This is a genomic window from Pukyongia salina, from assembly GCF_002966125.1.
GTDB lineage: Bacteria > Bacteroidota > Bacteroidia > Flavobacteriales > Flavobacteriaceae > Pukyongia > Pukyongia salina.
On sequence record NZ_CP027062.1, the window covers coordinates 1,329,512 to 1,352,787 of the forward strand.

At 41.9% G+C, this 23,276-nt stretch carries 19 protein-coding genes; 12 read left to right on the forward strand and 7 right to left on the reverse strand.

Annotation, left to right across the window (positions count from 1 at the left end; translation table 11 throughout):
* Positions 1–71: 71 nt before the first annotated feature.
* Genes ileS through C5O00_RS05950 form a run of 3 tightly spaced genes read left to right on the forward strand, consistent with a single transcriptional unit; the run spans position 72 to position 4,549 of the window.
* A complete protein-coding gene (gene ileS / locus C5O00_RS05940; RefSeq protein WP_105215805.1) occupies positions 72–3,473 on the forward strand; it encodes an isoleucine--tRNA ligase in 3,402 nt (1,133 codons plus the stop codon).
* 4 nt (positions 3,474–3,477) lie between these two features.
* Entirely contained in the window at positions 3,478–3,861 is a 384-nt protein-coding gene (locus C5O00_RS05945) for a TraR/DksA family transcriptional regulator (protein WP_105215806.1), read from the forward strand.
* 55 nt (positions 3,862–3,916) lie between these two features.
* On the forward strand, positions 3,917–4,549 hold the full coding sequence (locus C5O00_RS05950; protein WP_105215807.1) for a hypothetical protein: 633 nt from the start codon (positions 3,917–3,919) through the stop codon (positions 4,547–4,549).
* Between the two features lie 6 nt (positions 4,550–4,555).
* Here C5O00_RS05950 and C5O00_RS05955 read toward each other — a convergent pair whose 3' ends face one another.
* The 6 genes from C5O00_RS05955 to C5O00_RS05980 form a co-directional block, all read right to left on the reverse strand.
* Positions 4,556–5,707 (reverse strand): PAS domain-containing sensor histidine kinase, encoded by a 1,152-nt coding sequence (locus tag C5O00_RS05955; RefSeq protein WP_105215809.1) that lies wholly within the window; start codon positions 5,705–5,707, stop codon positions 4,556–4,558.
* 83 nt (positions 5,708–5,790) lie between these two features.
* Positions 5,791–6,192 (reverse strand): DUF2752 domain-containing protein, encoded by a 402-nt coding sequence (locus C5O00_RS14730; protein WP_394342095.1) that lies wholly within the window; start codon positions 6,190–6,192, stop codon positions 5,791–5,793.
* Entirely contained in the window at positions 6,179–6,457 is a 279-nt protein-coding gene (locus C5O00_RS05965) for a CD225/dispanin family protein (RefSeq protein WP_105215813.1), read from the reverse strand. Before C5O00_RS05965 ends, C5O00_RS14730 begins: the two co-directional genes overlap by 14 nt.
* Positions 6,458–6,485: 28 nt before the next feature.
* A complete protein-coding gene (locus C5O00_RS05970) occupies positions 6,486–7,067 on the reverse strand; it encodes a 5-formyltetrahydrofolate cyclo-ligase (RefSeq protein ID WP_105215815.1) in 582 nt (193 codons plus the stop codon).
* Positions 7,067–8,038: a succinylglutamate desuccinylase/aspartoacylase family protein gene (locus tag C5O00_RS05975; RefSeq protein ID WP_105215817.1), complete on the reverse strand. Its 972-nt coding sequence runs from the start codon at positions 8,036–8,038 to the stop codon at positions 7,067–7,069. Before C5O00_RS05975 ends, C5O00_RS05970 begins: the two co-directional genes overlap by 1 nt.
* Positions 8,035–8,910 carry an ATP-grasp domain-containing protein gene (locus tag C5O00_RS05980; protein WP_105215819.1) on the reverse strand — a complete coding sequence of 292 codons (876 nt, stop codon included), beginning with the start codon at positions 8,908–8,910 and terminating at the stop codon, positions 8,035–8,037. The genes C5O00_RS05975 and C5O00_RS05980 overlap by 4 nt, the downstream gene beginning before the upstream one ends.
* 130 nt (positions 8,911–9,040) lie before the next feature.
* Between C5O00_RS05980 and uvrC the strand changes: the two genes are divergently transcribed.
* The 9 genes from uvrC (at position 9,041) to C5O00_RS06025 (ending at position 21,988) form a co-directional block, all read left to right on the forward strand.
* Positions 9,041–10,837: an excinuclease ABC subunit UvrC gene (gene uvrC, locus C5O00_RS05985; protein WP_105215821.1), complete on the forward strand. Its 1,797-nt coding sequence runs from the start codon at positions 9,041–9,043 to the stop codon at positions 10,835–10,837.
* On the forward strand, positions 10,834–13,068 hold the full coding sequence (locus tag C5O00_RS05990; RefSeq protein WP_105215823.1) for a patatin-like phospholipase family protein: 2,235 nt from the start codon (positions 10,834–10,836) through the stop codon (positions 13,066–13,068). The genes uvrC and C5O00_RS05990 overlap by 4 nt, the downstream gene beginning before the upstream one ends.
* A 161-nt stretch (positions 13,069–13,229) precedes the next feature.
* Positions 13,230–14,387 carry a homogentisate 1,2-dioxygenase gene (locus C5O00_RS05995; RefSeq protein ID WP_105215825.1) on the forward strand — a complete coding sequence of 386 codons (1,158 nt, stop codon included), beginning with the start codon at positions 13,230–13,232 and terminating at the stop codon, positions 14,385–14,387.
* Positions 14,388–14,469: 82 nt separating this feature from the next.
* The gene (hppD, locus tag C5O00_RS06000) at positions 14,470–15,630 is read left to right on the forward strand and encodes a 4-hydroxyphenylpyruvate dioxygenase (protein ID WP_105215827.1); all 1,161 of its coding nucleotides are present in this window, start codon (positions 14,470–14,472) and stop codon (positions 15,628–15,630) included.
* 96 nt (positions 15,631–15,726) lie between these two features.
* Entirely contained in the window at positions 15,727–16,497 is a 771-nt protein-coding gene (locus tag C5O00_RS06005) for a DUF3108 domain-containing protein (RefSeq protein WP_105215829.1), read from the forward strand.
* A gap of 7 nt (positions 16,498–16,504) precedes the next feature.
* A complete protein-coding gene (locus C5O00_RS06010) occupies positions 16,505–17,437 on the forward strand; it encodes a tryptophan 2,3-dioxygenase family protein (protein ID WP_105215831.1) in 933 nt (310 codons plus the stop codon).
* A gap of 18 nt (positions 17,438–17,455) precedes the next feature.
* Positions 17,456–18,676 (forward strand): M23 family metallopeptidase, encoded by a 1,221-nt coding sequence (locus C5O00_RS06015; protein ID WP_244593034.1) that lies wholly within the window; start codon positions 17,456–17,458, stop codon positions 18,674–18,676.
* Positions 18,677–18,860: 184 nt separating this feature from the next.
* Positions 18,861–21,440 (forward strand): TonB-dependent receptor, encoded by a 2,580-nt coding sequence (locus C5O00_RS06020; RefSeq protein ID WP_105215834.1) that lies wholly within the window; start codon positions 18,861–18,863, stop codon positions 21,438–21,440.
* 104 nt (positions 21,441–21,544) lie between these two features.
* A complete protein-coding gene (locus tag C5O00_RS06025) occupies positions 21,545–21,988 on the forward strand; it encodes a hypothetical protein (protein ID WP_105215836.1) in 444 nt (147 codons plus the stop codon).
* Here the strand turns inward: C5O00_RS06025 and C5O00_RS06030 are convergent.
* Positions 21,985–23,058, reverse strand: coding sequence for an endonuclease/exonuclease/phosphatase family protein (locus C5O00_RS06030; RefSeq protein ID WP_105215838.1), 1,074 nt, complete (start codon positions 23,056–23,058; stop codon positions 21,985–21,987). The two genes, C5O00_RS06025 and C5O00_RS06030, sit on opposite strands and share 4 nt — an antisense overlap.
* Positions 23,059–23,276 lie beyond the last annotated feature (218 nt).

Below are 23,276 nucleotides of genomic sequence, written 5' to 3' on the forward strand. Positions count from 1 at the left end.
ACTCCCGTAAAGCCTTAGAATTTTATTACAAAATTCCGTAATTTCGCGTCCTTATTTGACGGCAACAGGTTATGAGCAAGAAATTTAAAGAATATAACGGACTAAATCTTCCTGAACTAGCGGAGGATATACTTACTTTTTGGAAGGACGAGAAGATCTTCGAAAAGAGTATTTCCATTCGGGAGGGAGCCGAACCTTTTGTATTCTTTGAAGGGCCGCCATCGGCCAACGGCTTACCTGGTATCCACCATGTTATGGCACGGGCTATCAAGGACATATTTTGTCGCTACAAAACCCAAAAAGGATATAAAGTCGATCGAAAGGCAGGATGGGATACACACGGACTTCCCATCGAGCTAGGCGTAGAAAAGGAGTTGGGAATCACCAAAGAAGATATCGGGAAGAAGATCTCGGTGGAAGCATATAACGAGGCTTGTAAGAAGGCCGTAATGCGCTATACAGACGTATGGAACAAAGTGACCGAAAGCTACGGTTACTGGGTAGACATGGACGATCCGTATATTACCTACAAGAGTAAGTATATGGAGACAGTATGGTGGATACTCAGGCAGATCTGGGACAAGGACCTGCTGTATAAAGGGTACACCATACAGCCCTATTCACCAAAAGCGGGTACCGGCCTTAGCTCGCATGAGTTAAATCAGCCAGGAACTTACCAGGATGTTACAGATACCACAGTTGTGGCACAGTTTAAGGCCGAGATCAACACCTTGCCCGAATTTCTTAATAGTTACGGCGACGTGCATTTTCTGGCATGGACCACAACACCATGGACACTGCCCAGTAACACCGCGCTTACTGTTGGTCCGAAGATAGATTACGTGCTCGTTAAAACTTTTAATCAATACACTTTCGAGCCAGTTAATGTCATCCTCGCCAAGAATCTGGTAGGGTATCAGTTTAGCGGTAAATATGAAGAGGTAGAAGCTATAGAGGCTCTTGATACCTATGAAGAAGGGGCTAAGAAAATTCCATATTATATTCTGAAAGATTTTAAAGGAGCTGCTTTGGAAGGGATACGTTATGAGCAATTATTGCCGTATGCCTTACCCAATGACAATCCGGAAAACGCCTTTAGGGTGATCACGGGAGATTTTGTGACAACCGAAGACGGTACAGGGATCGTACACACTGCACCCACTTTTGGTGCAGACGATGCCAAAGTAGCAAAAGAGGCTACCCCCGAAGTCCCTCCGTTGTTGGTAAAAGACGAAAACGACAACCTGGTTCCTTTAGTAGACCTCCAGGGTAGATTCCGCCCCGAAATGGGCGAATTTGCCGGGAAATATGTGAAGAACGAATATTATGATGATGGCGACGCACCCGAAAAAAGTGTGGACGTGGAACTGGCTATCAAACTTAAAACCGAGAACAAAGCCTTTAAAGTAGAGAAATACGTGCACAGCTATCCTAATTGCTGGCGTACAGACAAACCTATACTGTATTACCCGTTGGATTCGTGGTTTATAAAGGTAACCGAATTCAAGGACCGAATGTTCCAGTTAAACCAGACCATCAACTGGAAGCCGAAAGCTACCGGAGAAGGACGTTTTGGAAACTGGCTGGCCAATGCGAACGACTGGAACCTGTCTCGATCCCGTTATTGGGGAATCCCGCTACCTATCTGGCGTACAGAAGATGGAAAAGAAGCCAAATGTATCGGAAGTATAGAAGAACTTGAAACAGAAATGCGGCGTTCTGTAGAAGCCGGATTTATGGAAAAGGTGCTGTTTGAGGATTTTGTGATCGGTGATTATTCTGAAGAAAACTACGAAAAAGCAGATCTTCATAAGAATATCGTGGATGAGATCATCCTGGTTTCAGATTCAGGGCAACCCATGAAGCGGGAGGCCGATCTTATCGATGTTTGGTTCGATAGTGGAAGTATGCCATACGCACAATGGCATTATCCATTCGAAAACAAGGAAAAAGTTGAAAAAACTTGGCGAAAAGCCGATTTCATTGCGGAAGGGGTAGACCAAACACGTGGGTGGTTCTATACCCTGCACGCAATCGCTACTATGTTGTTTGATGATGTGGCCTATAAAAATGTGGTAAGTAACGGCCTGGTGCTGGATAAAGACGGGCAGAAAATGTCTAAACGCCTTGGGAACGCTGTGGATCCTTTCGAAACTCTAAAAATGTATGGTCCCGATGCCACGCGATGGTATATGATAAGCAATGCCAATCCTTGGGATAACCTGAAATTTGATAGTGACGGGATCGCCGAGGTAAGGAATAAGTTCTTCGGAACCCTGTATAATACATATAGCTTTTTCAGTTTATATGCGAATCTGGACGAGTTCGATTATTCGGAAGATGACATAAGGCTTGAAAAGCGACCAGAGATAGACAGATGGATCCTTTCCGAGCTCCACACCCTTGTTCAGAAAGTAGACGAAGCCTACGCCGATTATGAGCCAACCAGGGCTGCAAGGGCAATTTCGCTCTTCGTTCAGGAAAATTTAAGCAACTGGTTTGTACGTCTTAGTAGAAGGCGCTTTTGGAAGGGTAGTTATGGCGAAGATAAGATATCTGCCTACCAGACCTTGTATAGCTGCCTTGAGGTGGTGACACGCCTGGGAGCTCCTATAGCCCCATTCTTTATGGACCGCATGTATAAGGACCTAACGGCCGGGATAGTAAAAAAAGGACAGGAATCGGTGCATTTGAGTAACTTTCCGGTGGCCGATGCGTCTTATGTGGACAAGGAGCTGGAGGAGAAGATGCATAGGGCCCAAACAATAAGTTCGTTAGTTTTATCGTTGAGACAGCGCGAGAAGATCAAGGTTCGCCAGCCACTTCAGAAGATCATGATCCCCGTTTTGGATGCTTCGGAAAAAAGTGCGATTGAAGCCGTTTCGGATCTTATAAAATCTGAAGTAAATGTAAAAGAAATAGAGCTGATCGATGAAGGTTCCGGGATACTGGTAAAGCAGATCAAACCTAATTTTAAGAAACTGGGACCGCATTTCGGAAAAGACATGAAAGCTGTAGCTCAAGCGATTATGAATTTTGGTCAGGAAGAAATAGCCCAGCTTGAAAAAGATGGTGAAATATCAGTGATAATTAACGAAAAAAACACTACATTAACAATTGATGATGTGTTGATCAGCTCACAGGATATCGAGGGTTGGCTGGTTGCAAATGCAGATGGGATTACAGTAGCACTGGATGTTACTATTACGCCCAAATTGAAGAAAGAAGGAATCGCCAGAGAATTGGTGAATCGAATTCAGAATATACGAAAAGATTCAGGTTTTGAGGTTACAGACAGGGTGGATATCACCATTCAGGATGATGCAGAATTACAACCTGCGGTAGCCGAAAATCTTGATTATATAAAACAAGAAACCCTAACAGAGGTACTACAGTTTGAAAGCGAGGTAGTAAATGGAACGGAAATTGCTTTCGACGAGGTAGCAACCAGATTACGAATTCAAAAACATTGAAATTATGGCAAATGATGCTAAGAACAGATATAGCGATAAAGAACTGGAGGAATTCAGAAAGCTTATCATTGAGAAGATCGATAAGGCGAAGGAACAACTTGAGCTAATTGAAAGCGCATATAAAAACGATAGTAATAATGGTACGGACGACACTTCACCAACATTTAAGGCCTTCGACGAAGGTAGCGAGGTTATGAGTAAGGAAACGTCTTCCCAATTAGCCATTAGACAGGAAAAATTTATACGTGATCTAAAGAATGCACTTATCCGTATTGAGAATAAAACCTACGGAATTTGCCGTGTTACAGGTAAACTTATTAATCCTGAGCGATTGAAGCTTGTACCGCATGCTACTTTGAGCATAGAGGCCAAGAACATGCAAAAATAGACGGACGCTATTACTTATTAAATCCACCCCCAAATGCTTTATTTGGGGTTTTTTTATGCTGAAAAGACCAATACTCATACTTCTTTTGCTACTTTCCGCTCATGGCCTGTTCGCTCAAAAAAAGGTACAGAAGCAATGGAATGCCTCGGGAATCGATACATTATGGATCGATTCGGATGTGGTGTATAAGGTGAGAATTAGTGAGGGCGGAGCAGAATCGATCGATCTTATAACCAGCATAGAGGGCGAATACTTCGAAGCTGTTACTGTTGATACTAAAATTACGGGAAGAACCCTAAAAATAGACACCGGCTTTAGCCCCTTTTTCAAACCAAAAAACGATAAACTTGCTGCTCACAAAGTGCTATCTATTGAAATGATATTGCAGGTACCAGAAAATCTGGCGGTTGTTATCAGGTCAAAGTCGGCATCTGTAAGTTTTAAGGGATCCCTTTCATTTCTCGAAACTGCGTTGGAAAATGGTAATTGTGAGCTGATGCGTTTTAGGGGGAATGCCAGATTATACTCAGTTTCCGGTAATATTACGGTAGATGCATTGTCCAATGTGGGGGGAAGAGCAATTTCGGAAGAGGGAAATATGTATAACGAACTAGAACTGGAGGGAGCCTATTTTATCGAGGCTAAAAGTAGACGAGGATCGGTAAGCCTAAGGCGATTTCAGCAATAAGACTGATTAAAACCTGATAGTGAAGGTGCTTCCCTGCCCAGCTTCGCTTTGAACAGAGATGCTACCCTGTAGCGACTCGATCTTATTTTTAATTAGGAATAAGCCTACTCCTTCGGCATCTTTGTTAGGATGGAAGGTTTGATAAATATTAAATATCCTGTTCCCGTATTTCTTTAGATCGATCCCTAAACCGTTGTCCTTTACCATCAAACATGGGCTGTCATTTTCGTAAAAGGAATAGATCTCTATCACCGGGCTTCTTTCAGGATGCCTGTATTTTACAGCATTAGTGATTAAATTCACCAAAATACTTTCCATGTAGGAGGTGATATATTTTATCGAGGGGACTTCAGAAAAATCTGTAAAGATTTCGGCCCTGGTATCGTTAAGTGTAAGCCTAACCTTCTTTTTAACATCCGCCAGAACCTGTTCAAAATACACTGTTTCTGTAGGTTCTTTAGATTTTGCCTGAATAGATCCCAATTCGGAAAGATGACCCATGGTTGTTGAGATATTCTCCGATATCTCGTATAGACTCTCACTAATTTCTTCTCGTTCTGCCTCAGATTCTGCTGTTTTAAATAAATCCAGCACCATCTGCAGGTTACTGGCGTGTGAACGAAGGCTATGAGTGATAATATTTGCGAAGTTATTGAGCTTGGTATTTTGAGATTCTATGATCTTCATACTCTTTAATAGCTCAAGTTCTTTTTGTTTATCGTCGCTTATATCCTGAAAAACTCCTTGAATTCCAACAACCTCGTTCTCTTCGTTAAAAATAGGTTTCCCTATTACCCGTGCCCAGAATTGCCTCTTGTTATACGTCTGCATTTTCAGAGACGTGGTAAAAGGATGTCCTTCTGAACATTCCAGGAACAGAGCCGTTGCCTTTTCTTTGTGCTCTTCTGCGTAGAAGTCTAGTGCGGTGCGCAAGCTAGGACGATAATCTTCGGGAATTTCGAGTATTCTTTTGCCTTCAGGATCCAGAAAACTCTTCTTTTCCGTGAAATTTACAGACCATCCACCCGATCCGGTGAGTTTCGATAATTCCTGGTAGTAAAAGTGATCAGGAGTAACAGAATCCGGGGGCGGGGATGTAGTGTTATTAGTACTATTCTGCAACAGTATTCTACTGCGCTTCTGAGCCAAAAAGTTCATTCATTTAACTTTACGACCGAAATATAGCGAAAATATCTTAATTGTAAGATAATTCCTTCAAATAGAAAGAATTTTAAGTAGGGCTATTTTACAAATGGATAGAACGACAAATTGCGTATAACCCAATACAGGACTGCAATTCCGAAGTATGAATAAATAAATATCTTATTGTAAAAAAGTTTAATTCGATGCTGAGTATCGAATAAATAATTATATGCCCTTGTCCCTAATCCATAAACGATAAGAGGTATGGAGAGAACCATTAATGGGTTTAGCTGAAAAGCCGCAAACAGATTGCCGTGAAGTAACTGATGGATAGCCCGTTGAGAGCCGCATCCAGGGCAATTATAACCGGAAATTAATTTGAACGGACAGGGAAGAAAAAGTGAATTATTGGAAGGATTATAATAGAAATATAAAAAAAAACCGCCCCCAAGAATAATGATCGTGAGGGCGATAAATAAAATTTTCTTAGAATCCACCACCGGCAACTCCTAATACTACAACAAAGATGATATATAGTATTACTACAACACCACCTGCAACCATACCCCAGATAGAGTATTTCTTTGCATCATCAGCAGCTTTTTGAGCACCTGCATGATCTCCTTGTAGCCAGAGCTCTTTTACCTTTGTCGATTTAATAATAGCTACAATACCTAAGGGTAGGCAACACAGCACTGTACAAATAATTGCCCATACCAGATTGTTATCGGGAGGAGTTCCTGCTGGATTGTTAGATGTTTCCATAATTTTTATTTAGTTGGTTATTAATTGACTATAAATATAGGTTAGAATTTTTAAAACCATATATTTTTTTCGGTGTAATGCAGTAATCCAGTGGAAAATCCATGTTTTCATGGATAAATTTTTCTTCAGCTTCAAACAAAGAAAGTCCCACTTTTACACTCTCCGGGCGACATAGCGATAAAAAGCGATCGTAAAACCCCTTACCGTATCCAATTCTATGCCCTAAAAGGTTGAAAGCCAGAAGTGGAACAAATATCACGTCCAGCAATTCGGGATCAATTCGCACTCCATTTTCCGGCTCGGGGATGCCAAATTCGGACACCTTTATTTTAGTGTTTTCCTGAAGTAAAAAATGCTCCATTTCCAGGGTATCGAAGTTTGATCTGGATATTACGATGCTCTTATCCTTTCCCTGAAGGATATGAAGTAAAAACTCCGTATTTACCTCCTTTTTACTTGAAATGGGTAGGAATAAGTGATAATAATCCGCCTCCCAAATAGACAGCTCAAGACTGCGATTAGCAATTTCCAGACTTAATGCCTCTATATCCTCTTCATTTAGGTTTTGTCTAAGCTTCTTGTATTTTTTACGGATTTCGGCCTTATCCATTAGCTCACTCCTGTGGAAATATGAAACAGCGCATCACCCTGGTAAACCAGAGGCGCCTCATTTACATTGAAAACATAGCCCTCATTGCTGGATTTTATCCAGTAATGGATCTTGCCATACGGATCGGTAATGTGGCCTATTACTTCACCACGCTTTACCTGGCTACCTACTTTTACAGCGGGCTTGAACATCCCCGATGCATGCGCTCTTACCCACATACTATTGGTAATGGTAACCGAATTTTTCCTGGGAGAGGAGACCTTGAAATTGGACCTTAGCATGCCCAGATGATGTAATACCCGTTTCGAGCCGTTAACCCCGGTATTGCTCACCACATTGTCTATATAATTGGATTTGCCACCTTCAAAAAGTAACATAGGAACTCCTTTCTTTCTGCAAGCATTTCGGAAGGATTTATTAAGGTTTTTGGATTGAAGGATAAAAGGAGCATTAAAGATTCCCGCCAGTTCTGTTAATTGATCGTCTCCCTTCTCTATTCGAATATGGGGCGCGTTAAAGCGGCTGGAACCCCCGGTATGAAAATCGAGACAGTAATCCACATTGGGGATGATATGGGTCATCAGTTTGTAAGCAACCCGGGCGGCTAGTGAACCGGATTTACTGCCTGGAAAAGACCTGTTGAGGTCGCGCCCATCCGGAAATTCTCTTACCTTTTGTAAGAATCCAAAGATATTGATGATGGGTATGCAAATTGTAGTACCAATCTTGGGTTTGTTGATGCCTTTTGAAATTATTTGTCTCACGATCTCGATCCCATTAACTTCATCACCGTGGATCCCGGCAGTGAAGAGTACAGTTGGGCCTTCGTAGATCGATCTTTCAACAAAAATAGGCACATCGATGGGCGTGTTGGTGTGTAGTTTAGCAAAACTTAAATTGATCTCCTTGGAAGCGCCCGGAGGGATCACTTCTTTGAACAATTCGATATCCTGTGCTTTCTTTTTTGTCATCTGCGTTTATTTCGCTCTATGTAACTTATAATCTTGCTCGCTATGGAAATGCCCGTGGTGGTCTCTATACCTTCCAGTCCGGGGGTAGAATTCACCTCCAGCACCAGGGGTCCTCTTTCGCTTTGCAGAATGTCCACCCCACACACCCCCAGGCGAAGCGCTTTTGCAGCCCTAAGGGCACTATTTTCTTCTGCATAGGTTAATTCTACCAGATCTGAAGATCCACCGCGGTGAAGATTGGACCTAAATTCTCCCTCCTGGCTCTGTCGCTTCATTGCTGCTACTACTTTCCCATCAACAACGATCACCCTGAGGTCTGAACCTTTGGATTCGGCAATAAATTCCTGGATCACAAAACGAACTTTTGCAGTTAACAACGTTTCTATTGTTGATACTGCCGAAGGATACGTTTCTGCCAGGATGACTCCGTGGCCATGTGTTCCTTGTAAGATCTTAATTATATACGGGGGGTCACCAAATATTTCCAACATGGAGTCTACATCTACGGTCATTCCCAGTACAGTACGTGGAACCGGGATCTTAGCATGGGCAAGTATTTGATTGCAGGTCCATTTATTTCGGGATTGGAGAATAGGTTCGGCTCCCGCCACACAAAAGACACCCATAGCTTGTAAATGCCTTACCAATGCTGCACCAAAATAAGTGTTTGACGCTCCAATACGTGGGATAACCGCATGAAGATCCTCTACAAGCTCGTCGTTATAGTACAATACGGGTCTGCCTTCTACAATGGCTTGTGTACAGCGGTTGGGATCGATCACCTCCATCACATGGTTTCTGGATTCTCCGGCTAAAAAAAGACTTCGGGTAGAGTATAAACCTTCCCCACGTGATAAAATGGCGATATTCATTTTAGAATATTAGTTCCTGCAATTTAACAAAAATTAGATTCCGAAAATTTATTGTTGTTTTTATCCTCCCTCCCGAAATATTAGCGGTATAAATCCATACGTTTTTAAAACATAAAGTATCTTTGAGTCTATGGCAAAAGCTCCAGTAAAACTTCAGATATCAACCCTTCCCGAGTCGCCGGGGGTATATCAGTTTTACGATAAGGAAAATAAACTATTGTATGTAGGAAAAGCGATAAACCTTAAAAAACGCGTCGCTTCATACTTCAGTAAAAAACACGACAATGGTCGTACTCGACTGCTTGTAAAGAAGATCGCTAACATTAAACACATAGTGGTAGCTACAGAGACAGATGCACTTCTCTTGGAAAATAACCTCATTAAAAAATATCAGCCCAGGTATAATGTGATGCTGAAGGACGATAAATCGTATCCCTGGATCTGCATTAAAAAAGAGCGCTTTCCCAGGGTATTTTCCACTCGTAGGTTTATCAAGGACGGAAGTGAATACTATGGCCCGTACACCAGTATGAAAACGGTACATACCCTATTGGACCTCATAAAAGGCTTGTACCAACTCAGGACCTGCAACTACGATCTATCTGAAGAGAAGATAAGCGCTGGGAAATACAAAGTTTGCCTGGAGTATCACCTTGGGAATTGCCTGGGGCCCTGTGAAGGGAAACAAACTCTTGAAGATTACGAAGCGAATATCGATGCGATAAGGAATATTATAAAAGGTAATTTCAAGGATTCCTTGAGTAGGTTTAAGAAGCAGATGAAAGAACATGCCGCACGTATGCAATATGAAGATGCACAACGGGTAAAGGAGAAGATCGAGGTCCTGGAGAATTACCAGGCAAAATCCACCATCGTTAATCCTAAGATAAACAATGTGGACGTTTTCACTATTATCTCTGATGAGACGTACGCATATGTAAATTTTCTGCAGGTATCCTTCGGAAGCATAATCCGGTCGCACACCTTGGAAATTCGCAAGAAACTGGAGGAGACCGATAAGGAATTACTCGAATTGGCCGTTGTGGAACTTCGCCAACGCTTCGATTCGCAGTCCCGGGAGATCTATGTTCCTTTTAGTATTAAGACCGAAGCCGGAGTGAAGGTCACCGTTCCGAAATTAGGCGATAAAAAGAAGATACTCGACCTCTCCGAACGCAATGCCAAATACTTTAGGATGGAACGCTTCAAACAGGCTAAAATAGTGGACCCGGATCGTCATGAAAAACGTATCATGGCACAGATGAAGGCAGACCTTAGATTAAGTGAAGAGCCCAGGCATATTGAGTGTTTTGACAACAGTAATATACAAGGCAGCCATCCCGTGGCGGCCTGTGTGGTTTTTAAAAATGGAAAGCCCAGTAAGAGGGATTACCGAAAATACAATATAAAAACCGTGGAAGGACCCGATGATTTCGCATCCATGGAGGAGGTTGTTTACCGGCGCTACAAAAGATTGCTCGAAGAGGAGCAACCATTGCCACAACTAATCATCATAGATGGAGGAAAGGGTCAGTTATCATCGGCCTTAAAAAGCCTTGAAAAACTAGGATTGCGGGGGAAAATCGCCATCGTTGGGATCGCCAAGCGCCTGGAAGAACTTTTTTATCCGGACGACCCCATCCCGCTTTACCTCGATAAGAAATCTGAAACCCTGAAGGTTATACAGCAACTTCGGAATGAGGCGCATCGCTTCGGAATTGAATTCCACAGAAACAAAAGGAGCAAGGATGCGTTAAATACAGAACTGGAATCTATTTCGGGAATTGGCGAAAAAACGATCGTCGAATTATTGAAACGTTTTAAAAGCACCAAACGCATCGCTTCAGCAAATTTTGAAGAACTTGCCGCTGTAGTTGGAGCCGATAGAGCAAAAAAAATTGTAACGCATTTTCAGCAAATGCCATGAGAATAAAGGTAACACTCATTTTATTTTTATTAGGAACGCTTTGGGCATTCTCTCAGAATGATACAAACGACCCTAAAGTTGGCCTGGTCCTTTCCGGGGGCGGTGCCAAAGGACTTGCCCATATCGGGGCCCTGAAGATTATTGAAGATAGTGGAATTGAGATAGACTATATTGGTGGAACAAGCATGGGAGCTATTATTGGCGGATTGTACGCTTCGGGCTACACAGCCCGGCAGCTGGATTCCATTTTCGAGGATTTAGATTTTGATGAATTGATACAGGATGATATACCCAGAAGCTCCAAGACTTTTTATGAGAAGGCGGAAACAGATAAATATGCTGTGACATTGCCATTCGACGGCTTTAAAGTGAGCTTCCCCAGCGGGCTCTCGAAAGGGCAGAATGTTTATAATCTTTTCTCCAGATTAACCTCCCATGTTAATAATGTTGATGATTTTGGGAAATTGCCTATCCCGTTCTTTTGTATGGCCACAAATGTGGAAACAGGGAAAGAAGTGATCATGGAAAAGGGTTATCTGCCACAGGCAATATCGGCGAGTGGGGCGTTGCCTTCACTTTTCAGTCCGGTGATAATTGACGACCAGGTGCTTGTAGACGGAGGAGTTAAGAACAACTATCCTGTAGATCGCCTCAGGGCCAAAGGCATGGATATAATCATAGGAGTAGATGTACAGGATACTTTGAAGACCAGAAAGGACCTCAATTCGGCCTTCGATGTTCTGGTGCAGATAAATAACTACAGGACCATAGAGGACATGACGAAGAAGCGACAGAAGACAGACATCTATATCAATCCTAATATAGCCGATTTTAGCGTGGTCTCCTTCGACCAGGGCCGGAAGATCATTCAGGCGGGAGAGGAGGCAGCACAGCCGTTCGTACAGCAATTAAAGGAGATCGCGAGCCGGCAAAAACAGCGCGAAAGGCCAAAACCCGACTTTCTAAAAGAGACCTCAATTTTTATCGAAAGTGTTGAGATCTCCGGGAATGTGAATTATACCCGTGCTTACGTGCTTGGCAAACTTAAAATAAGGACGCCGGACGAGATCTCATACAAAAGGCTCAATGAAGGAATCAATAATCTAAGCGCGACTGGAAATTTTCAGGATATTAACTATCGCATGGTGGAAACGGAAGATGGAAAGCATAAACTATTTTTCGATCTAATTGAAAGTGAATCGCGAAATTTACTTCGCCTGGGCGCTCATTACGACAATCTTTATCGAACGGCAGCGCTTATTAATATTACTAGAAAACGACTGTTTACCAACAATGATATCGCATCATTCGACTTTGTGGTGGGCGACAATCTGCGCTATAATTTCAATTATTATATCGACAAAGGATTCTACTGGAGTATTGGTTTGAACTCCCGTTATAGTTTCTTCGAAAAAGATGTGCAGATAGATTTTATTTCTCCTGAAATGATTTCCGAACCCAACCTTCAGCTTAATCAACTCCAGTTAAAATACGGAGATGTGACTAATCAGCTGTATGTGGAAACACTCTTCCGAAGATCCTTCTTGCTGGGAGCAGGGGTGGAACACAAATGGCTTCGGTATCTTTCAGAAACCATAGGGATAGATGAGAACAATAACCCCAGAACTATCTTTGAGAATACTAATTATTTCAGCACCTATGGTTATCTGAAATACGATACCCTGGACGATTCATTCTTTCCTTCAAAGGGCTTTTTCTTCGAGGGGGATTTTCATTTTTACATGTTCGCGAATGGGAGTAATAAGAATTTCGAGGAATTTTCCATTGCCAAAGCAAATATTGGATATGCTCTGGGGGTGACCGATAATCTAACACTGAGATTAACCACTGAAGGAGGATTTAAATTGGGAGGAAGCAATACACGATCCATGGATTTCTTCCTGGGGGGTTATGGTTTCGAACGCATTAATAACATTATTCCGCTGCTAGGCTACGAAGCTCTTAGCCTTCGTGGCGATACCTACCTGAAGAGTACGGCTAGTTTCGATTATGAGTTTGCGAGAAATCATCATCTGGTTCTAGCAGCCAATATAAGCAATGTGGGAGATCGATTGTTTGAGACAGGTGAATGGATAGACGAAATAGACTATACCGGATATTCGTTGGGATATGGCATGGAAACTTTTTTAGGTCCCATTGAATTAAAATATGCCTATTCACCCGAAACGGACACAGACGAGTGGCATGTGCGGGTGGGCTTTAGCTTTTAATGTTTTATTGTCTTTTTTGCATCAAAAATTTCCGATATTTGTAGTATGACCGATAAGGCTTGGAAATATTTACTCCTCGACTTGAAATTTCTCCTTAAGAGAAATCCCGAATAATGCGTTTTTATTGCCCTTAAGTAAGTATTAACGTAATGTAATCAACAATGCCACTATATCATAAATTAGGAAAAATACCTCCTAAACGTCATACCCAGTTCCGGAAGGCGGATGGAAGTCTATACTCCGAACAGTTGTTCGGAACTATCGGATTTGATGGGATGTACAGCAATTTGTATCATGAAAACCGCCCTACACAGGTGGTAAGGATCCAAGATCAGTACAGCGTTGCGCCAAAGATTGCCAAGGCTAATAACTTACAATCTTACCGTTTCAGGGGTTTTCAGGTTAAACCGGAAAATGATTATCTGAATAGCCGTAAAGTAGTACTCACCAATAGCGATTGCAATATTATCCTGGCGGCTCCTAAAGAATCTCTTAGAGCGTATTTTTACAAGAATACAGATGCAGATGAGCTTATCTTTATTCATAAAGGTAGTGGTACGCTAAGAACCTTTATGGGCAACCTGGAGTTCAGCTACGGCGATTATTTACTGGTTCCCCGGGGCATGATCTATCAGATCGATTTCGATACGGAGGATAATCGCCTTTTTATAGTAGAATCGTATCGCCCAATTTATACACCAAAGCGATACAGGAACTGGTTTGGACAACTGCTGGAACATTCACCCTATTGTGAACGAGATTTAAGAAAGCCGGAAAAACTGGAGACTTTTAATGAGAAAGGAGAGTTTTTAATGAAGGTTAAGAAACAGGACGAAATCATCGAGATGGTTTACGCTACCCATCCTTTCGATGTGGTTGGTTATGACGGGTATAATTATCCGTATGCCTTCTCAATTCACGATTTCGAGCCAATTACCGGGCGAATTCATCAACCTCCGCCAGTGCATCAAACCTTCGAAACAGACGCCTTTGTAGTGTGTAGTTTTGTGCCGCGCATATACGATTATCATCCCGATAGTATCCCGGCACCCTATAACCACAGTAATATTGATAGTGATGAGGTACTCTATTATGTAGACGGAGATTTTATGAGTAGGAACGATATAGATGCCGGACATATTTCACTACATCCGGCCGGGATTCCGCATGGACCACATCCGGGTGCTACCGAACGAAGTATAGGGCAGGTAAAAACAGACGAATTGGCCGTAATGGTGGATACCTTCAAACCATTGAAAGTAACCGAAGAAGCATTAAAAATAGCCGATGACACGTATTATCAGTCTTGGCTGGAATAAATAAACAATAAATTACCTTCAATCGCGATTAATTCTTAACCATTCAGAAGAAAAATTCACCGAAGGCAAAAAACATAATACCATGAGTAAAGATGTAAAATCCGTAGACTACGGACTTGAAAAAATATTTGAAGGAGCCCAGGACTTTTTACCCCTTCTGGGAACAGACTATGTAGAATTCTATGTTGGAAATGCAAAACAGTCTGCACATTATTATAAAACAGCGTTCGGCTTTCAGGACTATGCCTATAAAGGCCTGGAAACCGGATCGAAAGACGTAGTAAGTTATGTGCTGAAACAGGACAAGATCCGTATTGTACTTTCCACACCCCTGAACAGTAAATCGCCACTAAACGATCATATTGTAAAGCATGGAGATGGAGTAAAAGTGATCGCCTTGTGGGTTGATGATGCCCGTAAAGCCTGGGAGGAGACTACTAGCAGAGGTGCTAAGTCGTATATGGAACCATTGGTAGAAAAAGATGAGCATGGTGAAGTGGTACGTGCCGGGATCTACACCTATGGCGAGACTGTACACATGTTCGTAGAAAGGAAGAACTACAATGGTGTATTCTTACCCGGTTTTGTAAAATGGGAAACAGACTATAAACCCGCACCTACCGGATTGAAGTATATAGACCATATGGTTGGAAATGTAGGATGGGGACAGATGAATACCTGGGTGAAATGGTATGAAGAAGTAATGGGATTTGTTAATTTCCTCTCCTTTGATGACAAGCAGATCCACACCGAATATTCCGCTCTCATGAGTAAAGTGATGAGTAATGGAAACGGAAGGATAAAATTTCCTATTAATGAACCGGCTGAAGGTATAAAACGTTCACAAATTGAGGAATATCTTGATTTTTATGAAGGGGCCGGGGTGCAGCACCTCGCGCTTGCCACGGACGATATCATTGAAACAGTAGCACAACTTAGGGCAAGAGGTGTTGAATTTTTACCACCTCCTCCACAGCAGTACTATGATGATATTCCGGGCAGGCTGGGATCGCATATGGATATGATGAAAGAAGATATAAAGGAACTTCAGCGTTTATCGATCCTGGTTGACGCCGATGAAGAAGGCTATTTATTGCAAATTTTTACCAAACCCCTTGAAGACAGACCTACCTTATTCTTTGAGATCATCCAGCGAATGGGCGCGAAAGGATTTGGGGCAGGTAATTTTAAAGCACTGTTTGAATCTATAGAGAGAGAACAAGCAGCACGTGGCACCCTATAAGATGTAACTAAGTGAAAACTCCATCGTCTTAATGATGGAGTTTTTACTTTGGAACAGTAGTTGTATTTGTCACAACCAAATCTTAATACTTATGTTATGAAAAGGCTTATTACGCTTTTTTTATTTTTTACTTTCATCGTTGTGAATGCCCAGGAACAGGCCTATGGGGATGGAGAATGGTTTAAATTTCGGGTACACTACGGTATCGTAACTGCAGGGTATGCTACCTTACAGGTTGACAATGCTTACCTGGAAGGGCGCAGTGTATATCATGTGAAAGGAGAAGGGCGTACAACAGGGGTCTCTAAATTATTCTTTAATGTAGAGGATTATTACGAATCTTACATAGATAAATACAACGACAGACCATATCGCTTTATCAGGAAGATCGATGAAGGAGGGCACACCAAGGATATTCAGATAGATTTCGATCATAACGCGGGAAAGGCTCTGGTATACAACAAGAAACATAACACCAAGGAACTGGTATCTTTCCCAAGTGATGCTCAGGATATGGTTTCGGCTTTTTATTACCTTCGCAATAATCTTGATGTAACCAAGATCTCGGAAGGAGAAACAGTCGATATGAATATGTTCTTCGACAAGGAGAATTATAAATTCAGACTGAAATTCTTGGGTAGGGAAACCTTAAAAACTAACTTTGGCAAAGTATCGTGCCTGGTATTCAGGCCTTATGTGCAGGCAGGACGCGTTTTCAAAGAAAAAGAGAGCCTAACGGTATGGGTAAGTGATGATAACAACAAGATACCATTACTAATAAAAGCCGATCTTGCAGTGGGTTCCTTAAAGGCCACTTTAACAGAATTCAAAGGATTAAAACATTCTTTTAAAATTATAGTAGATTAATGCCTCGATGGAAATTCAACCGGAAACCTTAAAATTACTCGAACAATTAAAGAAGAAATACGATGCGATCGATCAGGATCTCGATACACACCTGGAAGGGTTGTTGTATGGGGAGCCTATAACGTATTGGGATTATATCCAGACCGACGCCTTGCTTAATCTTCAGGTACAACGTACTACCTTGCCGGATGAGATGGTATTTATCATGTACCATCAGATCAATGAGTTGCTCTTTAAAATGATCCTTTGGGAAATTCAACAGGTGGCTCATCACAAGGAGCTTACTGTTAAGTTCTTTTCAGAAAGATTAATGCGTATTAGTCGATATTTCGACATGCTCACTTCCTCTTTCCAGATCATGACCGAAGGAATGGAGGTGGAACAATACCTGCAATTCAGAAATACGCTTACCCCGGCCAGTGGATTTCAGAGTGCCCAATACCGTAAGATCGAATTCGCCTCGACCGATCTTATCAACCTTATCGATGCGAGATTTAGGGATACCATAGACCGGGATACTCCTTACGAACACGCGCTGGAACACTTGTACTGGCAGGCGGCAGGTAAAAATTACCATACCGGGAAAAAGAGCTACCTGCTTAGTGCTTTTGAAGAAAAATATAAAAACGAATTTATCGCCTTTACAAAAGAGTATAATACTATAAATTTGTATGCGAAGTTTAAAAGTTTACCCGAATCTGTTAAAAAGGACCCTAAATTAAGAAAGGCGATGCGGCACTACGATCGCACCGTTAATATTAAATGGGTGATGGCACATTATAACACGGCTGTGAAATATCTCAACCACGGGAATGAACCGGAAGAGGCTACCGGTGGAAGCGATTGGGCAAAATATATGCTCCCGAAATATCAACGGAGAATATTCTTCCCCGAAGTGTGGACAGCAGAAGAACTAAAAAACTGGGGCCATGACGTATAGTTGCTAAATTGAATGAATTTGAAGAGATTAACCTATTTACTCCCCGTATTACTGCTTTTTGCAGCTTGTAGCACCGAAATTAAAGAAGAAGATGAGGTAGCAGAGGAAGAGCTCCCTCAAATTATAGAAGAATACGGCTATATCCTTAACGATTTTAATGTAATTAGGGATACCATCAGGCCTGGAGATACTTTTGGGGCAATTCTGGATGCAAATGGTGTCACCCAGGATAAGATCTTTGAAGTAGCTACAAAATTCAAAGACAGCTTCGACGTTCGAAAAATGGTGGTGGGTAAACCCTATGTATTGCTAAATACCAAAGACAGCACAAATGCTACCCAGGTATTTATTTACGAGAAGAATAAAGTTGACTACGCAGTGGTGGATTTTAGAGATTCGATATCCTCCTTTAATAGCAGGAAACCTGTATCTTATGTAGAAAAAACGGCCTCCGGGGTAATAACTAGCTCGTTATATCAAACCATGGAGGAAAACGATCTTAGTCCGTATATGTCTGAGCGACTGGCCAATATTTATGCCTGGACCATAAACTTTTTCGCTATCCAGCCTGGAGATAGATTCAAGGTGATCTACACCGAAAAATATATCAATGACACCATTCCTGCAGGTCTTGATAAAATAAAAGCCGCATATTTCGAACACAAAGGAAAACAGCTTTATGCTTTCCGTTTCGTGGGAGACACCTTGAACCAGATCCCGGATTTTTACGATGAGAATGCCGAAAATCTTAGACGGGCCTTCCTGAAAGCCCCGGTAAAATTCAGCCGTATCTCATCTCGGTATAATTTAAATAGAAGGATCAAGTATTACGGTTATAAATTAAGGCCCCACAAAGGAACCGACTTCGCAGCCAATATTGGCACCCCGATTCTGGCTACAGCTGATGGTACAGTGACAAAGTCTGAACGCCGCGGAGGAAATGGCAATTATGTAAAAATTAAACACAATAGCACCTACGATACCCAATATTTACACATGAAAAGCAGAAATGTGAAAGTAGGAGACTTTGTGCGTCAAGGCGATGTGATTGGTTGGGTTGGGATGACCGGAAATACCGGAGGACCTCATGTTTGCTATCGTTTTTGGAAGAATGGAAAACAAGTGGACCCTTTTAAGGAAGATCTTCCTACATCGGAGCCATTAGCCGAATCTTTACAGCCAAAATATTTCCAATTTATCGCTCCCCTGAAGGAAAATCTGGACTGTATTACATATTAATTCCCCTCTTTTTTTGCTGTTGATAACCCTGTTATTAATTAAAGCACGGATTTTCAGAATGTTACTCATTAAATCTTACATTTAATCGGCGTGTATTTCTTAATATTTTCTTAATCCAAAAATTATTATAAGAAAATTATTGGAAGTAATTTTGCGCCAATATTCATAAACTAAACATTAAACAATGAAAAAACTTTTACTTTTAGTTTTCTTATTCGGCAGTTTTACTGCATTTTCTCAGGGAACGGTAACAGGAACAGTACAAGATGCTGATCTTGGAGGACCCCTTCCCAATGCAAGTGTTGTTGAGGTTGGTACCAGCAATGGTACTATTTCAGACTTCGACGGGAACTTTACTTTGTCCGTTTCATCTAATAGAGGGCAAGTTGAAATATCCTATTTAGGATATGTAACCAGAGTTATTTCTTTCACATTAAGTAATGGCTCGGCAAATCTAGGGTCTGTTTCTCTTGATGCCGATGCTGCTACATTAGGTGAGGTTGTAATTGTAGGTACAGGGGTAATTGACCTCGCAGACGACAGAAAAACACCTGTTGCCGTATCTACTATTACCGCTCAGGAGATCACCACTAAAGCAGCTGGTAACGTAGAATTTACAGAGGCGATGAAAAATACGCCTTCTGTATATGTTGCTAACCAGGCCGGAGGTTTTGGTGATAGCCAGATCTTCTTACGTGGTTTTAACGACAGCAACACGGCTTTCCTACTAAACGGACAGCCAATTAACAGTGTTGAAGATGGTAGAATGTTCTGGTCTAACTGGGCAGGTATGGCCGATGTAGCCAATGCCATCCAGATCCAAAGGGGTCTAGGATCCTCAAAACTTGCTATCTCATCTGTAGGTGGTACAGTTAACATTATCTCGAAAACTACAGATCAGCGCGAAGGCGGATTTGTTAGATTCCTGGCAGGTAACGATAGTTACTTTAAAGGAACAGCCAGCTATAACACTGGACTTAGTGACAGCGGTTGGGCTTTCTCTTTTCTCGTAGATCACTGGCAAGCACACAGAAAGTATGCTATAGGTACTGCAGGACAAGGACAAAACTACCTTTTCTCTGTAGGGTATAAGCCAAACGATAATCATGCATTTAACTTCCTTATCACAGGTGCACCGCAATGGCACGACCAGAATTTCTCTAACAGTCTGGACACCTACGAACTATACGGGGAGAAATACAATGGAAATACAGGATTCTTAGAAGGTGAGCGTTATACCGAAAGAAGAAATTTCTATCACAAACCGGTAGCAAACCTGAACTGGGACTACACAATTAGCGACAATGCAGACCTTTCTACTGTAGCTTATGCCTCTTGGGGCCGTGGTGGTGGAACAGGAATGTATGGACGTGGAAGCCGTGTTCGATTAGGTATCAACGGTGAGATCGATTTCGATCAGATCGTTCAGAATAACATGGATATTGCAGATTCTAACGGCGTTGGTGCCTTTAGCGACGCACGTATCCGCAGATCGTCTATGAACAACCATAACTGGTACGGACTTCTTTCCAGCTTAAACCTTGAAGCAGGCGAAAACTGGAACATCAATGCTGGATTTGATGGTAGATTATATCATGGAGATCACTTCAGACAAGTGAACGACCTGCTAGGACTCACCGGTTTGGAAGAAAACGGACAGATCTTTATGAACGAATTCGAAGCCAATCCATGGAGTACCTTATTCGACTTTGCCGAAGAGGGAGATCGTATCGACTACGACTACTCTGAAGACATCAACTACTTAGGTGGTTTTGGTCAGGTAGAATACGCTACCGATAGATTCTCGATCTTTGTTCAGGGAGCATTTTCTACTCAGTCATTCCAAAGAGAAGAGCGTTTCGACCTGGCAAATGCCGGTAAATCTGAAAAAGTAAATAAAACCGGATATAACATCAAAGGAGGGGCCTCTTTCAACATTACGGAGGAGCATGCGATCTTCGCAAATGCGGGTCAGTTCTCACGTCAGCCATTCCTGGATAACATTTTCAGAGATGTTCGTGGTTCTAACGACCTGGCTATGCCCGAAGTTGACAACGAAGAGATCCTTGGTCTGGAAGCAGGTTACCGTTTCCAAAACAGCAATCTACGTGTGAATGTAGACGTATACCGTACAGAATGGGGTAACAGATTTATCTCTGCTGGCGGTGAAGACAATTCAGATCCAAAAAACTCTGTATTCTATACAGATAGATTTACCGATGTAACTCAGCTTCACCAGGGTGTTGAATTCGATTTCGAATATCGTCCAAACTACGGAGCATGGAGACTACGAGGATACGGATCTATCGGTAACTGGAAATTTGATGGAGAAACTCCTTTCACAAGACAGAATGATGATACCAGTGAGTTCATAATCACCGATGGTATGTTGGATCTAACCGGAACTAAAGTAGGTAACGCACCTCAAACATCTTTTGGTGCAGGGCTATCAGTTAAATTATGTGACGGACTTACAGTAGATGGAGATTACAACATCTATACAGACCTTTATGGTTTCGTGAGTGCCGATGATGTAATTGAAGCTGCTCAAATGGGTGAGCGCTACCAGGCAGAACGTTTGCCAGCGTACACTTTGGCAGATGCCGGACTTACTTATAAGTTTACTTTAGGGGGACAGCGTCTTACCTTCAGAGGTAACGTATACAACCTGTTCAACGAAGCCTATATTAACCAGAGAGATGCTTTCGGTTATTACTTAGGTGTTGGAAGAACGTATAACGCAAGTTTACGATTAAACTTCTAAGGATTTTTTCTTCGGAAGTAAAAACCGCCTCTCCGGCTTTATGGAGAGGCGGTTTTTTTATTCAAAATATGCTACCTTTGAAAGACTTCTAAACAAAACCAACTATGTACACAACCGTTCAGTTTATTCATTCCTGGTGGGCCTATCTCGTGCTTTTTATGCTTCTTATAGCTACTATTAACTCCTTGGCCGGCCTGGTAGGCAAGAAAGAATATCAACCTAAGGATTTCCGAATAGCACTCTTTACGCTAATTGTCACTCATATCCAGTTTCTAATAGGTTTAATTCTCTATTTCATTTCCCCAATGGGGCTTAAGAATATCTCTAACGTAGGGATGAGTGAAGTGATGAAGAACGGGGAGTTCAGGCTCTACGCGGTTGAACATCCACTGATCATGATCATAGTGGTTGTGCTGGTGACTGTAGGTTACTCCAAGCATAAAAAACGGCTGGTTTCGGGGCCCAAGTTCCGGGCACTTACCATTTTCTATGCGCTGGCACTTATCTTTACCCTAAGCCGTATCCCATGGGCTCAGTGGTTTAGTTAATTTGTGTTATTAACTGAAGCTTGAGTTTCTTTGATCAGGTAAACATAAACCGGAAAATGATCGCTGTATCCACCGGTGAAACCACTTGCCGTAAAACTGCGAAAAGGATATCCTTTATATCTACCTTCTCGAGCAATTAGTATTTGTGCATTATAGATCCCTGCCGTGTAAAACCGATACGAGCTGTAATCTTTTTTTAATAATTCTGAAGACAGCATGATCTGGTCGAATAGATTCCATCCATCTGCGTAGCCCAGGGTTCCAAGTCCTTTTCGATACATGGATTCCATTGGGTTGTACAATTTTTTAAGCTGTAAGCTGTCTTTTTTAGTCGTGGTTTTCAGGGTTCTTTTTATACTCGTATTTACCGGATCATCGTTAAAATCACCCATATTGATGATCTTAGCATACGGATCTATACTCCACAATGAATCTATTAATTGTTTATTGAGCCTTGCGGCCTTAATTCGTTTCCCCTGGCTTCTGGCTTCACCACCACTACGTGATGGCCAGTGGTTCACGATTATATGGATCAATTCCCCTTCAAGGTATCCACTTACAAGAAGTTGATCCCGTGTAAAGATCCTTTTCGTTCTGTCCTGGTCGTCGAAAAGTAAAAGTTCCATTGCTTTGTATTGAGAAGGAACAAAAGCAGACTTCTTGTAAAGTAAGGCAACGTCTATACCCCGGCGATCGGGCGAATCGAAATGAACCAATCCGTACTCTGTTTCTCTCAAGGGATCGGCATTAAGCAGATCTTCCAGTACTCGCCTGTTTTCAATCTCACAAACTCCAATAATAGACGGTGGCTGCCCAGTTACCTCTTTTCCAATTTCAGAAATAACAGTAGCCATATTCCTTACCTTTTTCCAATAGATTTCCTCCGTCCAGTGATCCTTACCCTCCGGTGTTCTGTCGTTGTCGAAAGTGAAAGGATCGTCTTCAAAATCGAACAAGTTCTCGAGATTGTAAAAGGCAATGGTGTGGATCTTGAATGACCTGTATTCCTGTGGTTGGATATAGTTAGGCCATAAAATTATCGTTAGGAGGAAAAGGTATGAGATTCTCATTTTTAGAGTGGTTTAGACTTCATACCGGGGAGGAGTTAAAAGTAGAAAAACAAATTTAGGCAACACATGCTTTTCATGAAATCAGACTTATAACTATTCAAAAATCTAAGTAAAACACTAAACCCTAAGCGTGTTTTTTTACTTTTATTCGATCTAGCAGTATCTAGTTCTTCCCACACAACGTATATTTTTTCGATTAGAACTTCGCTTTACGAAGG

What these genes read in the sequence shown, in the direction of transcription:
- C5O00_RS06010 (WP_105215831.1), top strand. Translation starts at nt 16,505, where the DNA reads ATGGAAATTCAACCGGAAACCTTAAAATTACTCGAACAATTAAAGAAG.
- C5O00_RS05955 (WP_105215809.1), bottom strand. Translation starts at nt 5,707, where the DNA reads ATGAACTTTTTGGCTCAGAAGCGCAGTAGAATACTGTTGCAGAATAGT.
- C5O00_RS05990 (WP_105215823.1), top strand. Translation starts at nt 10,834, where the DNA reads ATGAGAATAAAGGTAACACTCATTTTATTTTTATTAGGAACGCTTTGG.
- C5O00_RS05970 (WP_105215815.1), bottom strand. Translation starts at nt 7,067, where the DNA reads ATGGATAAGGCCGAAATCCGTAAAAAATACAAGAAGCTTAGACAAAAC.
- C5O00_RS05945 (WP_105215806.1), top strand. Translation starts at nt 3,478, where the DNA reads ATGGCAAATGATGCTAAGAACAGATATAGCGATAAAGAACTGGAGGAA.
- C5O00_RS05980 (WP_105215819.1), bottom strand. Translation starts at nt 8,910, where the DNA reads ATGAATATCGCCATTTTATCACGTGGGGAAGGTTTATACTCTACCCGA.
- C5O00_RS05950 (WP_105215807.1), top strand. Translation starts at nt 3,917, where the DNA reads ATGCTGAAAAGACCAATACTCATACTTCTTTTGCTACTTTCCGCTCAT.
- C5O00_RS06025 (WP_105215836.1), top strand. Translation starts at nt 21,545, where the DNA reads ATGTACACAACCGTTCAGTTTATTCATTCCTGGTGGGCCTATCTCGTG.
- C5O00_RS05975 (WP_105215817.1), bottom strand. Translation starts at nt 8,038, where the DNA reads ATGACAAAAAAGAAAGCACAGGATATCGAATTGTTCAAAGAAGTGATC.
- C5O00_RS06005 (WP_105215829.1), top strand. Translation starts at nt 15,727, where the DNA reads ATGAAAAGGCTTATTACGCTTTTTTTATTTTTTACTTTCATCGTTGTG.
- C5O00_RS05965 (WP_105215813.1), bottom strand. Translation starts at nt 6,457, where the DNA reads ATGGAAACATCTAACAATCCAGCAGGAACTCCTCCCGATAACAATCTG.
- C5O00_RS06030 (WP_105215838.1), bottom strand. Translation starts at nt 23,058, where the DNA reads ATGAGAATCTCATACCTTTTCCTCCTAACGATAATTTTATGGCCTAAC.
- hppD (WP_105215827.1), top strand. Translation starts at nt 14,470, where the DNA reads ATGAGTAAAGATGTAAAATCCGTAGACTACGGACTTGAAAAAATATTT.
- C5O00_RS06020 (WP_105215834.1), top strand. Translation starts at nt 18,861, where the DNA reads ATGAAAAAACTTTTACTTTTAGTTTTCTTATTCGGCAGTTTTACTGCA.
- ileS (WP_105215805.1), top strand. Translation starts at nt 72, where the DNA reads ATGAGCAAGAAATTTAAAGAATATAACGGACTAAATCTTCCTGAACTA.
- C5O00_RS05995 (WP_105215825.1), top strand. Translation starts at nt 13,230, where the DNA reads ATGCCACTATATCATAAATTAGGAAAAATACCTCCTAAACGTCATACC.
- uvrC (WP_105215821.1), top strand. Translation starts at nt 9,041, where the DNA reads ATGGCAAAAGCTCCAGTAAAACTTCAGATATCAACCCTTCCCGAGTCG.